The sequence below is a fragment of the Streptomyces sp. NPDC000880 genome (assembly GCF_053599675.1).
Genome location: NZ_JBSFMS010000056.1, coordinates 1 through 15,305 on the forward strand (window position 1 = coordinate 1; position 15,305 = coordinate 15,305).

Genomic DNA, 15,305 nt, shown 5'->3' on the forward strand with positions numbered 1-15,305 from the left:
CGCGCGCACCTGACGGGTGAGGTTCCCGGCCATCTCGTTCACCGACTCGGTGAGATCGCGCCAGGTTCCGTCGACGTCCCGCACCCGGGCCTGACAGGACGCCGTCCACGACCTTGCGGTCGAGGTCGTCGGTGTTGGACCACAGCCGGGTGAAGAGCTCTTCGACGCGGATGCGGGACTGGCGGCAGAAGACGTCGGCCAGTTGGTACGCCTCGCGGCCGTGTTCCCCAGTGGTGCGCAGCAGTTCGGCGCGTACGCAGGCCGCGCTCATCGCGAACAGCTCAGCGCCGATGTCGACGATCCGGCCGAGGAAGCCCTGCTTGGTCTCCATCCGGCCCTGCCAGCGGGACATCGCGTAGAACGTGGAGCGCGCGAGTTTGCGGGCCGAGCGCTCGACGTAGCGCAGATGCCCGGAGAGGTCCGGAAGCCCGGCCGGGTGGAACTCGTTGTACGTACGGGGGAGTTGGCCCGGTCCCGTGACCAGCTTGGGGAGCCAGCGGGCGTAGAAGGCCGCGGCGTTCGCGCCCGCCTTCGCCTTGGCGGACAGGGGCTTGTCGGGGTCGATGATGTCGCCGGCCACGGCGAGGTGGGCGTCGACCGCCTCGCGGGCGATCAGCAGATGCATGATCTCGGTCGAGCCCTCGAAGATGCGGTTGATGCGCATGTCGCGCAGCATCTGCTCGGCGGGAACGGCCCGTTCACCGCGAGCCGCGAGGGACTCCGCCGTCTCGAAGCCGCGGCCGCCACGGATCTGGACCAGCTCGTCGGCCATCAGCCAGCCCATTTCGGAGCCGTAGAGCTTGGCGAGCGCCGCTTCGATGCGGATGTCGTTGCGGTTCTCGTCGGCCATCTGCGAGGAGAGGTCGACGACCGCTTCGAGGGCGAAGGTGGTCGCGGCGATGAAGGAGATCTTGGTGCCGACGGCCTCGTGCTGCGCGACCGACTTGCCCCACTGCTCCCGGACAGCCGACCACTCTCGGGCGATCTTCAGGCACCACTTGCCGGCGCCGACGCACATAGCGGGCAGCGAGAGACGGCCGGTGTTGAGGGTGGTGAGGGCGATCTTGAGGCCGGCGCCCTCGGGGCCGATGCGGTTCGCGGCGGGGACGCGCACCTGGTGGAAGCGGGTGACGCCGTTCTCGAGGCCCCGCAGGCCCATGAACGCGTTGCGGTTCTCGACGGTGATGCCCTCGCTCGCCGCTTCGACGACGAAGGCGGTGATGCCGCCCTTGCGACCCTCCGACCTGGGGACGCGGGCCATGACGACGAGGAGGTCGGCGACGACGCCGTTCGTCGTCCAGAGCTTGACGCCGTCGAGGATGTACGAGTCCCCGTCCGGGACGGCTGTGGTGGCGAGGCGGGCGGGGTCGGAGCCGACATCCGGCTCGGTGAGCAGGAAGGCGGAGATGTCGGTACGGGCGAGGCGCGGCAGGAACGCGTCCTTCTGCTCCTGCGTGCCGAAGATCTTCAGAGGTTGTGGTACGCCGATCGACTGATGGGCGGAGAGCAGAGCGCCCAGCGCCGGGTTCGCGGAGCCGACCAGGGCCAGCGCCTTGTTGTAGTACACCTGGGTGAGGCCGAGGCCGCCGTACTTGATGTCGATCTTCATGCCGAGCGCGCCGAGCTCCTTGAGCCCGTTGATCACCTCGTCGGGGATCCGCGCCTCGCGCTCGATGAGCGCGCCGTCGATCTTCGTCTCACAGAAGTCGCGGAGTTTCGTGAGGAATTCCTCGCCCCGCCGGGTGTCCTCACCTGCGGGCATCGGATGCGGATGGATCAGATCGAGGCGGAAGCGGCCCAGGAACAGCTCCTTGGCAAAGCTTGGCTTGCGCCAGTCCTGTTCGCGCGCGGCCTCGGCGACCTGTCGTGCTTCGCGCTCACTGACCTTCGGTGGCTGGGTCTTCTGGAGTGGAGCGGACATGAGGCTCACCTCGCCGCGAGTCGGGGGTCTTCCAGGGCTTCGGCCAGGGCGCGGGGGCGCGCTGTACCGACCGGTGCTACTCGTCCGTAGTACCCGATTCCAGCCCTCTCCACCAGTCTCCGTACGGCAGTGGAGCTACGGCGACGGAGCTACGGCGACGGCCGGAGCCCCCGCACAGTGGGCTCCGGCCGTCGTCCGTGGCGTACGGGCGTTACAGCGCCAGACCGGTGAGGACCAGCACTCGCTCGTACGTGTAGTCGTCCATCGCGTAGCGCACACCCTCGCGGCCGACGCCGGACGCCTTGGCGCCGCCGTACGGCATCTGGTCCGCGCGGTACGACGGCACATCGCCGATGATCACGCCGCCGACCTCGAGGGCCCGGTGGGCGCGGAAGGCGGTCTGCACGTCATGCGTGAACACCCCTGCCTGCAGTCCGTACTTGGAGTCGTTGACGGCCGCGAAGGCCTCGGCCTCGCCGTCGACCTTCTTGACCGTGAGAACGGGTCCGAAGACCTCCTCACAGGCGATGGTGGAGTCCGCGGGGACGTCGGCGAGGACGGTGGGCGCGTAGGACGCGCCGTCGCGCTTGCCGCCGGCCAGCAGCTTCGCGCCCGCCTGGACCGCCTCATCCACCCAGGATTCGACGCGCTTGGCGGCGTCCTCGCTGACCAGCGGGCCGACGTCGGTGGCGGAGTCTGACGGGTCGCCGGTGACCTGGGCCTCTACGGCCGCGACGATCTTCGGCAGCAGACGGTCGTAGACCGTGGCGTCGGCGATCACACGCTGCACGGAGATACAGGACTGGCCGCCCTGGTAGTTGGAGAAGGTGGCGATACGGGTCGCGGCCCAGTCCAGGTCCTGCACGCCGGCGAAGTCTCCGAGGACGACGGCCGCGCCGTTGCCGCCCAGCTCCAGGGTGCAGTGCTTGCGCGGCACCGAGTCCATGATCGCGTAACCGACCTTGTCGGAGCCGGTGAAGGAGATCACCGGCAGGCGCTCGTCCTGCACGAGGGCGGGCATCTTGTCGTTCGGGACCGGGAGCACCGACCAAGAGCCCGCGGGGAGCTCCGTCTCGGCCAGCAGCTCGCCGATGATCAGCCCGGACAGCGGGGTCGCCGGGGCGGGCTTGAGGATGATCGGCGCGCCGACCGCGATCGCCGGGGCGATCTTGTGGGCGCAGAGGTTCAGCGGGAAGTTGAACGGCGCGATGCCAAGGACGACGCCCTTGGGGAAGCGGCGGGTCAGCGCGAGCCGGCCGACTCCGCCGGCGTCTGTGTCCAGGCGCTGGGCCTCGCCGCCGTTGAAGCGGCGGGCCTCCTCGGCCGCGAAGCGGAAGACGGAGACGGCGCGGCCGACCTCGCCGCGGGCCCACTTGACCGGCTTGCCGTTCTCGGCGGAGATCAGCTGGGCGATCTCCTCGGTGCGCTCGACGAGGCGGCGGGACACGTGGTCGAGGGCGGCGGCGCGGACATGGGCCGGGGTGGCCGCGAACTCGTCCCGCACGGCGTGTGCGGCGGCGACGGCCGCCTCGACCTGGGCGTCGGTGGGGACGGAGACCTGACCGACGAGGCGGCCGTCCCAGGGGGAGGTGACGTCGAAGGTTGCCTCGCCGGTGGCCTGGCGGCCGGCGAGCCAGAAGGCGTGAGTGGAAGTCATGTGCGGGTCCCGGCCCTTCCGAAGTAGTGGGGGTTGTCTCCGCCCCACCGTAGGACCGTGGGGGCGGAGAGTCGTTTGTCCGGCGTGGAGTGTGGGGGTGGGCGGGCGCGCCAAATTGGCGGGGAGCGGGCTCATTTCGGGGGCGGGCCCGCAGCCGGGGAGCCGGCGCTTGCCCCGGGGCCCGCAACTCCCCCACGGCCCCAGGCCCGCCCGCGGCGCCGCAGCTACCGCGCGTGGGGCATGCCCGCAAACGCCCGGGGGCGCCTGCTGCGCGGCGCGCAGACGCCGCGGCCTCAATGCCCGGCAGCCGCACGGAGCAGGCGTGTCTCCCCGACGGGGCAGGACCCAAGCTCCCAGCCGCGCCCGGTAAGGCAGGCCGGCCCCCGGCTCTCCGGCGAGCTTGCTGCGCGGCGCGCTGCCGCCACGGCTTCGGAGCGGCGGCAGCCGCACGGAGCGGGCGCCTCGCCCAGGTGCCCTATTCGGACGCCGCCGACGTCGTCTTCAGGGCCAGCCACAGCTCCATACGCACGTCCGGGTCGTCCAGCGAGCGGCCCAGAATCTCCTCGACCCGGCGCATCCGGTAGCGCAGCGTATGGCGGTGTACTCCCAGGTCGGCGGCTGCCGCGTCCCACTGGCCGTGGCGCGAGAGCCAGGCGCGCAGGGAGGCCACCAGGTCGCCGCGGCCGGTCGCGTCGTGTTCGTACAGTGCGCGCAGCATGCCGTCGGCGAAGGCGCGCACCGCGTCGTCGGCGAGCAGCGGGAGGACCGATCCGGCGGCAAGTTCCTCGTGCTCGACGAGGGCGCGGCCGCGCCGCCGGGCGACCGAGAGCGCCTGTTCGGCCTGTTTGTACGCGCCCGCGGCAGCTATCGGCCCGGTCGGCGCGGAGAGCCCGACGACCACCTCGGCGTCCTCGGCCTCCTTCTCCGCGTACGCCGCGGTGCAGGCCGCGACGACCGCACCGCCGTCCGCGGCCAGCACCACCAGTCGGTCATCCATGTCCGGCACGCCGAGCAGCGGCTCCCCGGCCCTGGCCGCCGCCGACTCCAACGACTCGGCGAAGGCCTGGAGCGGGTGCTCGGCGGCCGGGTCGGGCTCACCCGCGGGCTCGGCGATCAGCAGCCGGAAGGGTGCGTCGAGCAGCCCGCCGTACAGATCTCCGGCGACCGCGCGCGCATGGTCCTGCTGGCCGGAGAGCAGCATGCGCAGCACCGCCGCGCCGAGCCGCTGTTCCGCCTCCTGGAGCGAGCGGGAGCGCTCCGTGGAGAGGGTCAGCAGGGCGACGGCGGAGTGCACGGCGTACCGCTCGGCGGTGCCGAGCGGCGCTCCGGTGCCGACGGCCAGCGCGCCGCGCACCCGCCGCCCGGTGCCCAGCGACTGCAGTTCGACCCGGTCGTCGTCGGTGTCGCCGACCACCGCGCTCGCGGGCGCGGACCGCTCGCGCAGCCGCTCCACGTCGGCGGTGAGCCGGGCGGCCCGCCGCGCGGCCCATTCGGGCGCTGCCGCGACGACGGCGCCGGACGCGTCGTACAGCGCGGCCCAGCCCTCGACGTGCGCGGCGAGGCGGCCGACGACCGCGGCGGGACCCTCGGCGAGCGCGGCCCGCGTCAGCTCCCGCTGCGCCTCGAAACCGGCCGTCACCGCGCGGTACTGGTCGGCGGCGATCGCGGCGGAGACCGCCTTGCTGATGGCGAGGAAGGGGGTCCGGCGCGGTACGGCGAGGAGCGGAAGGTCCTCCTCCTTCGCGGCCTCGACGAGCGCGTCCGGAATGTCGTCGTAGTACACGCCGACCGCGAAACCGAGCCCGACGACGCCCGCGCCCACCAGCCTGCGCACATAGCGACGCATCGCCTCGCGGTCCTCGGCCTCCAGGGTCATCGCCGTGACGAGCAGCAGCTCGCCGCCCTCCATGTACGGCACGGGGTCGGCGAGTTCGCTGACATGCGCCCAGCGCACGGGCGTCTCGAGCCGGTCCTCCCCGGCGCGCACGGTCAGTTTGAGCGCCGAGTGCTGGACGAGCGAGGCAAGCGTGGGCGGCATGGGGACCGTAGGCCCTTCAAACAGGCGGAGCGATGATTTCGCCGTCCCGTATGAACGGCGTACATCGATTCTGCCAGGGCGTAGCAGTGCGTGGCTCGGGTCAGGTCCTCAGATCCACCAGAAGGGGCGGCGCGTGCTCGCCCCGTACGGTCGTCAGCGAAAGCACCGCGTGCCCGGCAGGCACGGCGTGCGCGAGGTCGGACGCCGACCAGCGGGCCCGCTCGACCTCCCGCACGGTGATCGCCTCGGCGGTGGCCGTCTTACCGGTGACCAGACGGCGCATCATGTGCAGCGCCTTGGTGAGGGGCTCGTCGGAGATGATCTGCCGGTTGGTGACGTCCCGGGTCTGCACCCATTCAGTGCCCCAGGTCTCGGCGAACCGGCCTCCGTCCCAGGGCGCGAGCCCGGCGAACGCCATCCGGCAGCCGACCGCGCCGAGCAGCGGGCCGCGCAGCGGCTCAGGCACATCCTCCAGAGTGCGCAGCGCGAAGACCACGCCGGCGTTGGCGGAGCGCAGCCGCTGCACCGCACGCACCGAGTCGGCGGTGACGGTGTAGGTCGCGTCGTCCAGAACGAGAGCGGCGAACAGCGACCGGTCGGAGCGGGTCAGCGCGGCCTCGGTGAACTGGGCGAGAACCAGGCGCGCGATGATCCGCGAGGCCTCGGCGTGGCCGCGCTCGGGAAGGTCGACGCGGACCCGCAGCGGGTGCTCGATGGCGCGCAACGAGAACTGCCGGCCGCCGCCATCAGTACGGAAGAAGTGCGCGAACGCGGGCCGGTCCAGGAAGGAAATCCGCTCGGCGAGCAGTACGCCGATGTCGTCGGCACGGGCCGACTGCCGCTCCCTGGCGTCCAGTTCACGTAGCTGGGCGGCGGCACCGGGGTCGGCGGCGGCCTCCAGGGCGGTGCGCAGCGCGCCGACCGCGGCGGGCACGGCGCCGAGCAGCTCACGCAGCTCGGGTACGGCGGGGAAGTGCCCGTGGACGCACTGGTACGGCCCGATCAGCTGGGCCAGCGCGGTGGCGGCGCGCCGGCTGTCACCGCCGGGGAGAGTGGCGGCGACATCCCCGACGAGGGCTTCGGCGAGCATCCGGGCGGCCTCGTCGGGGTCGTCGGCACCGCCATAGAGGTCGAGGTCGTGGGTGGAGTCGGGGCGGCCGACGCCGATGACGAGGTCGAAGGCGTCGTCGGGGGCGAGGCCGGTGCCGTACGCCGTGACGGCGACGACGGCCGCACGGTTGGCGATCGCGAGCAGGCACATCGACTCGACGACGGGCCGCACAAGACGCACGCTTTTGCCGGACCCGGAGGGCCCGACGGCGAGCAGCGAGGTGCCGAGGAGGGCGGGTTCAAGGGCAACGCCGGTGGTGCGGCGGGCGTAGGGGTTGCGAGGGTCGTCGACGGCGGTGCCGATCTTGACCTGTGCGGTGGCCAGGTCGTGGGTGGCGGTGCGGACGGGCAGGTCGCGAACGCCGGAGGGGTGGGCGCAGGCGGCCGGGCCGTGCTTGCGCACCGTGTCGGTGAAGGCGACGAGCCGTTCAGGACGGGCGTGGACGCCCTGCCAGGCGCGCCGGATCCGTGTGTAGTCGACATCGCCGAGCGCGCCCGAGCGGGTGGCTTCGGCGAGGCTCTGCGCCGCGTCGTTCAGGCCGGCCGCGCGCAGCTCGGGCCAGTCGGCGGGGTCGGCCTCCGGGGGGGGCGCCGGGGCCGTGACCGGCTTGTCGGCGCGGCGCACATAGCGGTGCCAGATCTCCGGTACGTGGCCGATCCGGGCGAAGAACACGAGCAGGGCGCCGCCGACGATCGCGTAGTAGATGTAGCTGGCCGTGGCCCAGGTCGGCGGGTCGGAGCGCCAGGAGTCGGGGGTCAGGACGAGGAGCGGCCAGATCCAGTAGCTGCCGAGATAGCCGTTCCACAGGAGCGACCACAGCAGCCAGCCGCTGAGCAGTGCGATGAGGGCGCCGACGAAGAGGCGGCGGGCCGGGACGAGCTCGGGCTCCTCCTCGGGGCGGGCGCGGTGGCCGAGGCGCCAGATGCCGGGGTCGGCGGCGGGGCGCGGGGTGCGGAGCCAGTCGACGACGGCGGGGCGGGTAGTGGGCGCGTGGCCGGGGACGGCGGGGATCCCGGGGACGACCGGTAGCCTCGCCGGCCGTGGCACCGGGTTGGGCCGCGTGCCGCGTGCGTCGAATGTGCCTTCGGAATCCATGAACCGCTGCCCCCCTGACCAACCAGGCCCGCTCTGTGCACCCGTCAATCTAGTGCCCCTGCCCGGGTAGTTCACTGATTCACCTCGCGCGGGCGGTCCAGCCAGTGCCTGCTGCCCTGCTTCTCGGCCGTGGTCAGGGGTTGTCCCAGGAAAGACACAGCACCGACCCCGGTGGTATCGCGCCAGGCCGGGGCCCCTCCGCCCGGCAACGCGCACCCGGACCCGCCCGCCCCAAGCCGCCGCCCACCTATGTCCGGCGCGGACAACGACACACCCCGAACACTCCCGAACGGCGCATGCCCGGCCCCCTCTGACGCGCCTAGCCTGCGGAGAAGGAGAAGTAGCGTCCGGAACACCCCCAGGAGCCCCTCATGACCGCAATCCCGCAGGAGCGCCGCGTCATCACCGCCATCCCCGGCCCGAAGTCGATCGAGCTGCAGGCCCGCCGTACCGCCGCGGTCGCCGGCGGTGTGGGGTCCGTGCTGCCCGTGTTCACCGCGCGCGCCGGCGGCGGTGTCATCGAGGACGTGGACGGCAACCGCCTCATCGACTTCGGCTCCGGCATCGCCGTGACCTCCGTCGGCGCCTCCGCCGAGGCCGTCGTACGCCGCGCGTCCGCACAGCTCGCCGACTTCACCCACACCTGTTTCATGGTCACGCCCTACGAGGGGTACGTCGAGGTCGCCGAGGCGCTCGCCGAGCTGACGCCGGGCGACCACGCGAAGAAGTCCGCGCTGTTCAACTCCGGCGCAGAGGCCGTCGAGAACGCCGTGAAGATCGCCCGTGCCTACACCAAGCGCCAGGCCGTCGTCGTCTTCGACCACGGCTACCACGGCCGGACCAATCTGACGATGGCGCTGACCGCCAAGAACATGCCGTACAAGCAGGGCTTCGGGCCGTTCGCACCCGAGGTCTACCGGGTGCCCGTGGCGTACGGCTACCGCTGGCTGACCGGTCCCGAGAATGCCGGTGCCGAGGCGTCCGCGCAGGCCATCGACATGATCAACAAGCAGATCGGCGCCGAGAACGTCGCCGCGATCATCATCGAGCCAGTCCTCGGCGAGGGCGGCTTCATCGAGCCGGCCAAGGGCTTCCTGCCCGCGATCTCGCAGTTCGCGAAGGACAACGGGATCGTGTTCGTCGCGGACGAGATCCAGTCCGGCTTCTGCCGCACCGGCCAGTGGTTCGCCTGCGAGGACGAGGGCATCGTCCCGGACCTGATCACCACCGCCAAGGGCATCGCCGGCGGTCTGCCGCTCGCCGCCGTGACCGGCCGCGCCGAGATCATGGACGCCCCGCACGCGGGCGGCCTCGGCGGCACCTACGGCGGCAACCCGGTGGCCTGCGCCGGCGCGCTCGGCGCCATCGAGACCATGAAGGAGCTCGACCTCAACGGCAGGGCGAAGCACATCGAGGAGGTCATGAAGGGCAGGCTCACCGCGATGGCCGAGAAGCTCGACATCATCGGCGACATCCGCGGCCGCGGCGCGATGATCGCGATCGAGCTGGTCAAGGACCGCGACTCCAAGGAGCCGAACCCGGCCGCCACCGCCGCGCTCGCCAAGGCCTGCCACGCCGAGGGGCTGCTGGTCCTCACCTGCGGCACGTACGGCAATGTGCTCCGCTTCCTGCCTCCGCTGGTGATCGGCGAGGACCTGCTCAACGAGGGTCTGGACATCATCGAGCAGGCCTTCGTCGGCGTGTGACCAAACGTCCGACCGACGTCCGACCGACGTCCGATCAAGAGGAACAGTCGGGGCCTGTGAAGAAGGTGTGGGGGGGCGATGGCGGGATGGAGATCCGCCTGTCGGTCCCCCGGCCCCTGCCGTACGGTTTTTACAGATGAGAGAAACACCCCGCTCGCAGGGGACTGCGGGCGACGCCAGGGCGGAGCCTCCCCAGCCTCGCCTTGGTCGTGCCCTCGCGCACACCACTGGAGCTTCTGGCTCCGGAACTCCTCACCGATCGGATGGCCGCCCGCCCCAGACCCCCCGGGGCGCGCGGCAAACCGGTCCGGCCGGCCGCCCCGGAACCACCCCCCCGGTTCCGAGGCGGCCGGCTTCTCTTCTTTCCGGGTCGCTTGTGGCGCTGTACGCCGTCGTCTTCGCGGTGATCACCTGGCAGGTGGCCGCGGACGGACCGCTGCGGTCCCTGGACGAACGCGTCGGGCTCAGAATCGCCGGCCGCGGGCCCCGGATGCTGACCGGTCTGCTGGCCGACCTGGGCAGTATGCAGGTCGCGCTGCCAGTTCTGGGCGCGGCAATCGCGTACGCAGTGTGGCGCGGCCACCGGGCCGAGGCGCTGTACGCCACCCTTGCCATGGCCGCCGTTCCCGCGCTCGTCGCGCCCCTGAAGACCCTGATCGACCGCCAGGGCCCGCTCACCGAGGCGACCGGCTTCTACCCTTCCGGCCATACGGCGACCGCGATGGTGGCCTACTGCGGCGCGGCGATGCTCATCACCCCGTATCTCAGACGCAGATGGGCGATGCCCGTCGCCGTGGTGCTGACCCTGGCGACGGGCATCGGACTCGTCCTGCGCGGCTATCACTGGCCGCTGGACGTCATCGGCAGCTTGTTCCTGTGCGGGATGCTGCTGATCGTCAACTCCATCCGTAGGCGTCGGAGCAAGGCCTCTCGGAGCGCTTCCCCGCGTCAACCCCTGGGTTGACGCCGGAGCCAACCCGCGGGCCAACCCTGCGGCCGACGCTGCGCGGCGCCGCGAACGGCAAGCTCATAGCCATGACGACGACTGACTACCTCATCTCCGCGGCCCTTATCCTCCTCGTGATCCCGCAGATCCGTGGCACCCGCCAGACGCTGCGCAACGCGCTGCTGCCGGTGGTGGCCGTCGCCGCCGCGGCCGCGTACTACCTCAAGTCCTTCCCGACCCAGGGGCACGACGTCCGGCTCGAGGTCATCGGCGTCGTCGCCGGCGCGGTCCTGGGCGTCGCCTGCGGCGCGGCCACCCGCCTGAGCCTCGCCTCGGACGGCGTCCCGCTCGCCAAGGCCGGGGCGGTCGCCGCGCTCCTGTGGATCGTCGGCATGGCCTCGCGCGCCGGATTCGAGTACTGGGCCACCCACAGCGGCTCCGACAGCATCGCGCAGTTCAGCCGCGACAACCTGATCACCGGTTCCGCCGCCTGGACCGCCGCGCTGCTCTTGATGGCCCTGGCGCAGGTCCTGTGCCGGCTCGCCGTGGTGCGCATCAAGGCACGCCAGGGCTCCGCGACCGGCCCCGCGCCGGCCCAGGCCTGAGCCCGTGAGGCCGGCCCTGCCGCGCGCCCCGCACTGGACCCGCTCGCCGGCCTGGACCCACATCCCCGGACCCGGGTCGGCGGCCGTTGATCCGGCCCCTCGCCGCGCCCCTATCCTTCACAGCATGACGGATTCCCCGGACGACCCGCCGGTCGCTGTCAGTCCGCGGCTGGCCGTGGCGCTGGCCCACGCCCGGGACCGGCGCGAGCGCAGGAGCCAGCGTCTGCGACCCGTTTTGTGGGGCATCCTGGCCGCCATCGCCGTCCAGTCCCTGGACGCCAAGCCCGCGCCCGGCGGGAGCGGGGCGCACCTCGGCGTCGCCCTGGTGCTCGCCGGCTGCCTGCTGCCGCTGGCCGCCGTCGCCTCGGGTCTCTGGCAGGTGGTGGCCCCTGTCCCGTGCATCGTGTTCTGTCTGCTGGTCGGGGGGTTCGGGCTCGCGCTCGGCATCATCCAGCCCGGCTCCATGTCCACCCTCCCGCCGTCGGTGGCGGTGCTGACCGCCTTCCTCGTGCTGCGGCCGCTGCCGGCCGTCGTGCTCGGCAGCGTCCTGATGAGCGGCTTGGTCGGCGCCGCCCTCGCCGGGACGGACGGCAGCGTGGCCAACCTGATCAGCCAGCTGCTGTTCTGCGCGGTCCTCGCCCTCATGGCGATCAGCATGCGGCAGGCGAGCGACAACGAGGAACGCGCGGCACTGCTGCTTGCGCAGTTGGAGGACGCCCGAGACGCGCAGGCCGAGGCGGCCGCGCTGGCCGAGCGCACCCGCATCGCCCAAGACCTGCACGACGTGCTCGCCCAGACCCTCTCCGGACTGGCCATCCAGGTGCAGGCCGCGCGCCGGATGGCGCGGCGCGACGAGGCCGGCGAGGACCTGCGGGAGCTGTTGGACCGGGCCGGGAAGCTGGTCAAGGAGGGGCTGGGCGACGCGCGCCGGGCCGTGGGCGCGCTGCGCGGGGACCGGCTGCACTCGCTGGACCGCCTGCCCGAGCTGGTCGAGCGCTACCGCGTGGACCTGGAGCTCGACGCGACGATGACCGTCACCGGGACCCGGCGCGCCCTGCCCGCCGACGCGGGCCTCGCGCTGTACCGCGGCGCGCAGGAGGCGCTGACCAACGCGGCCCGGTACGCGCGCGGCGCGCGCACCACGGTGACACTCTGCTACGAACCGCAGGCCACCACCCTGACGATCGAGGACCGGCGCACCGGGCCGGGCCCCGCCCCGGCGGCGCTGGCCGGTGGCTCCGGCCTGGGCCTGACCGGCATGCGTGAGCGGCTGACCGAGGTCGGCGGCAGCGCGAGCGCGGGGCCGGCCCCGGACGGATGGAGAGTACGGATGGAGATCCCCGCGTGACGGAACCCGGCGAGACGAGCCCCGGCGGCAAGAAGATCAGGGTCCTGATCGCGGACGACCAGCGCATCGTGCGCGACGGGCTGGTCCTGCTGATCGGCACGCTGGACGGCATCGAGGCGGTCGGCGCGGCCCGCGACGGCGCTGAGGCGGTGGCTCTCGCCGAGCGGCTGCGCCCCGACGTGGTGCTGATGGATCTGAACATGCCGGTGCTCGACGGCGTCGCGGCGACCTCGGTCCTGCGCGAGCAGGTCCCGGACAGCGCGGTGCTCGTGCTGACCACCTACGCGGACGACGACTCGGTCTTCCCGGCGCTGCGGGCCGGTGCGCGCGGCTACCTGACCAAGGAAGCGGACGGTGACGAGGTCGAGACGGCGATCCGCAACCTGCACGGCGGCCGCACCTGGCTCGACCCCGTGGTCCAGGCCCGCCTCGTCGCGGCCCTCCAGCCCGGCGGCGCCGCGTCGGCGGCCGCACCCCGCACGCAGGGCCCCGAAGAGCGGGGGGCCGGCCCGCTGCCCGACGGCCTGACCCCGCGTGAGGCCGAGGTGCTCACGCTCATCGCCGAAGGCCTGTCCAACGCGCAGATCTGCGCCCGGCTCGTCGTCAGCCACGCCACGGTGAAGACGCACATCAACCGGATCTTCGCGAAGATCGGCGCGAGGGACCGGGCCCAGGCCGTGCGCTACGCCTATCGCAACAGCCTGACCGACCACTCCTGAGCCGCGCCCCCCGCCAGCCAACTGCTCCCACCGCTGCTTGCTCGGCATCCGGCCGCCACGGCCGACGAACAAGGCCATCGACTCCAGACCCCGCTCCCCTTCGATCACCATGATCCGCCGCAGCCCTGCGTCCATCTCCGCGATGCGGAAAGACCGTCGGCGGCCGTGCAGGATTCCGCCCAGCCGCATCTGGCGGGTGTCCACGTCGTCGACGACGAACAGCTCTGCGCGATGCCGCCTCAGCGTCCTGGCGGAGCCTTTCACCACGGCGGCCCGCTCCGTGCGCCGGTACAGATCCAGTTCTCGCAGCGTCGCGTCCTGCACCTGCACATCCCTGGGCAGGCACCGCAGCCGCATCCCCGTGGTCACCGCCGGCTCGGCCGCCGCGCTGTTGCGCAACGGCGCCCGCCCGCGAAAGCCCCGGTCCGCCCGGTCATCCGGCAGGCAGCCGCATCCCCGACTTGTTTGAAGAACCGCCACTGCTGATACGTCAGATGCCGCACATCCATCGCCGTCGTGGCACCCCACGCCAGCACATCCCGGCCCTTCCACCGCACTGGCCATCAGCCCAAACGCTCCTCAGGGCTTGACAACCTGTTTCTGAACCCGGCGCCGCTTCCCGGTCATCGCCGACGAGCCGGAGGAGTAAGGGGTGTCGAACCCGGCTTCAGGCGGGCGCTTGGGACTACACGGGTTTCGGCTATCAGTTGGCCGTGAACCGCGTCACCTCTAGCTGTCGAAGCCGAGGCCGAGCCTGTCCATCGCCCGCAGCCACGCATTGCGGCGGCCGCCGTTGGCGTCCGCCCTGGCCAGGGACCATTTGGTGAGGCAGATGCCTGCCCAGGCGACGGGCTCGGGCGGGAACGGCAGCGGCTTGCTGCGCACCATCTCCAGCTCGGTGCGCTCGGTGCGCTCGCCGGAGAGCAGGTCGAGCATGACGTCCGCGCCGAAGCGGGTGGCGCCGACGCCCAGGCCCGTATATCCGGTGGCGTAGGCGACCTTGCCGCCGTGCGCGGTGCCGAAGAAGGCGGAGAAGCGCGAGCAGGTGTCGATCGCGCCGCCCCAGGCGTGGCTGAAGCGCAGGCCCTCCAACTGCGGGAAGCAGTGGAAGAAGTGGCTTGCGAGCTTCAGATAGGTCTGCGGCCGGTGGTCCATCTCGGCGCTGACCTTGCCGCCGTACGGATAGATCGCGTCGTAGCCGCCCCACAGGATGCGGTGGTCGGCGGTGATCCGGAAGTAGTGGAACTGGTTGGCACTGTCGCCGAGCCCCTGCCGCCGCTTCCAGCCGATCTCTGCGAGTTGTTGAGCGCTGAGCGGTTCGGTCATCAGGGCATAGTCGTAGACCGGGACGGTGTACGCGCGCACCCGCCTGACCAGCGACGGGAAGACGTTGGTGCCGAGCGCGACGCGGCGGGCGAGGACCCGGCCGTACGGCGTGCGGACCATCATTCCGGCACCGGACGAGCCGAGTTCGAGGCCCTGGGTGTTCTCGTAGACGCGTACTCCGAGGTCCAGGCAGGCCTGCTTGAGACCCCAGGCGAGCCTGGCGGGGTGCAGCATGGCGACCCCGCGCCGGCTCCGCAGACCGCCGAGGAAGGTCGGGGAGTTCACCTCGGCGCGTACCGCGTCCTGGTCGAGGAGTTCGAGGCCGTCGAAGCCGAGCCGGGTCGCCTCCTCGTACATCTCGTGAAGCTCGTCGACCTGGTAGGGCTCGGTGGCGACGTCGATCTCACCGGTACGCTCGAAGTCGCAGTCGATGGAGTACGCCTTGACCGCGGCCTCGATGGCGTCGAGGTTACGGTCACCGAGTTCCTCCAGTCTGGCCAGCTCACCGGGCCAGCGGGCGAGTCCGTTGCCGAAGCCGTGGGTGAGGGAGGCGGCGCAGAAGCCGCCGTTTCGGCCCGAGGCGGCCCAGCCCACCTCGCGCCCTTCGATCAGTACGACGTCCCGGCCGGGGTCGCGCTCCTTGGCCAGCAGCGCGGTCCACAGTCAGCTGTAGCCTCCGCCGACGACGAGGAGGTCGCAGTGTTCGTCACCGGTGAGCGCGGGGAGCGCGCCGGGCTTCGCGGGGTCGTCCAGCCAATAGGAGACGGGCTGGGCGTCGGAGAGTGATGAGGCAAAGGTCATGGCAGCTGGGGCCATGGTTTCCACTCCTTCGG

At 72.1% G+C, this 15,305-nt stretch carries 9 protein-coding genes and 1 pseudogene; 5 read left to right on the forward strand and 5 right to left on the reverse strand.

Annotated features, from left to right (window positions below):
- The 4 genes from ACWDO5_RS19590 to ACWDO5_RS19605 all read right to left on the reverse strand — a co-directional run.
- Positions 1-1,921, reverse strand: a 1,921-nt coding sequence (locus ACWDO5_RS19590; protein WP_450531582.1) for an acyl-CoA dehydrogenase family protein, incomplete at its 3' end; no start/stop codon positions are given.
- A 211-nt stretch (positions 1,922-2,132) separates the two neighbouring features.
- Positions 2,133-3,578 (reverse strand): aldehyde dehydrogenase family protein, encoded by a 1,446-nt coding sequence (locus tag ACWDO5_RS19595; protein ID WP_450531583.1) that lies wholly within the window; start codon positions 3,576-3,578, stop codon positions 2,133-2,135.
- 475 nt (positions 3,579-4,053) lie between these two features.
- A complete protein-coding gene (locus ACWDO5_RS19600) occupies positions 4,054-5,616 on the reverse strand; it encodes a PucR family transcriptional regulator (RefSeq protein ID WP_450531584.1) in 1,563 nt (520 codons plus the stop codon).
- A gap of 100 nt (positions 5,617-5,716) precedes the next feature.
- Positions 5,717-7,822 (reverse strand): ATP-binding protein, encoded by a 2,106-nt coding sequence (locus ACWDO5_RS19605; RefSeq protein WP_450531585.1) that lies wholly within the window; start codon positions 7,820-7,822, stop codon positions 5,717-5,719.
- Positions 7,823-8,193: 371 nt separating this feature from the next.
- Here ACWDO5_RS19605 and gabT point away from each other — a divergent pair, with 371 nt between their 5' ends.
- The 5 genes from gabT (at position 8,194) to ACWDO5_RS19630 (ending at position 13,146) form a co-directional block, all read left to right on the forward strand.
- The gene (gabT, locus tag ACWDO5_RS19610) at positions 8,194-9,528 is read left to right on the forward strand and encodes a 4-aminobutyrate--2-oxoglutarate transaminase (RefSeq protein WP_450531586.1); all 1,335 of its coding nucleotides are present in this window, start codon (positions 8,194-8,196) and stop codon (positions 9,526-9,528) included.
- 376 nt (positions 9,529-9,904) lie between these two features.
- Entirely contained in the window at positions 9,905-10,492 is a 588-nt protein-coding gene (locus tag ACWDO5_RS19615) for a phosphatase PAP2 family protein (RefSeq protein ID WP_450531587.1), read from the forward strand.
- A gap of 71 nt (positions 10,493-10,563) precedes the next feature.
- Entirely contained in the window at positions 10,564-11,079 is a 516-nt protein-coding gene (locus tag ACWDO5_RS19620) for a hypothetical protein (protein ID WP_450531588.1), read from the forward strand.
- A gap of 124 nt (positions 11,080-11,203) precedes the next feature.
- Positions 11,204-12,427: a sensor histidine kinase gene (locus tag ACWDO5_RS19625; protein ID WP_450531589.1), complete on the forward strand. Its 1,224-nt coding sequence runs from the start codon at positions 11,204-11,206 to the stop codon at positions 12,425-12,427.
- Positions 12,424-13,146, forward strand: coding sequence for a response regulator transcription factor (locus ACWDO5_RS19630; RefSeq protein ID WP_450531590.1), 723 nt, complete (start codon positions 12,424-12,426; stop codon positions 13,144-13,146). Before ACWDO5_RS19625 ends, ACWDO5_RS19630 begins: the two co-directional genes overlap by 4 nt.
- Positions 13,147-13,875: 729 nt before the next feature.
- Here the strand turns inward: ACWDO5_RS19630 and ACWDO5_RS19635 are convergent.
- A pseudogene (locus tag ACWDO5_RS19635) lies at positions 13,876-15,288 on the reverse strand (NAD(P)/FAD-dependent oxidoreductase).
- Between the last annotated feature and the right edge of the window lie 17 nt (positions 15,289-15,305).

Bases quoted from the DNA above. Each gene is read 5' to 3' on its own strand.
- ACWDO5_RS19595 (WP_450531583.1), bottom strand. From the start codon at position 3,578: ATGACTTCCACTCACGCCTTCTGGCTCGCCGGCCGCCAGGCCACCGGC.
- ACWDO5_RS19600 (WP_450531584.1), bottom strand. From the start codon at position 5,616: ATGCCGCCCACGCTTGCCTCGCTCGTCCAGCACTCGGCGCTCAAACTG.
- ACWDO5_RS19605 (WP_450531585.1), bottom strand. From the start codon at position 7,822: ATGGATTCCGAAGGCACATTCGACGCACGCGGCACGCGGCCCAACCCG.
- gabT (WP_450531586.1), top strand. From the start codon at position 8,194: ATGACCGCAATCCCGCAGGAGCGCCGCGTCATCACCGCCATCCCCGGC.
- ACWDO5_RS19620 (WP_450531588.1), top strand. From the start codon at position 10,564: ATGACGACGACTGACTACCTCATCTCCGCGGCCCTTATCCTCCTCGTG.
- ACWDO5_RS19625 (WP_450531589.1), top strand. From the start codon at position 11,204: ATGACGGATTCCCCGGACGACCCGCCGGTCGCTGTCAGTCCGCGGCTG.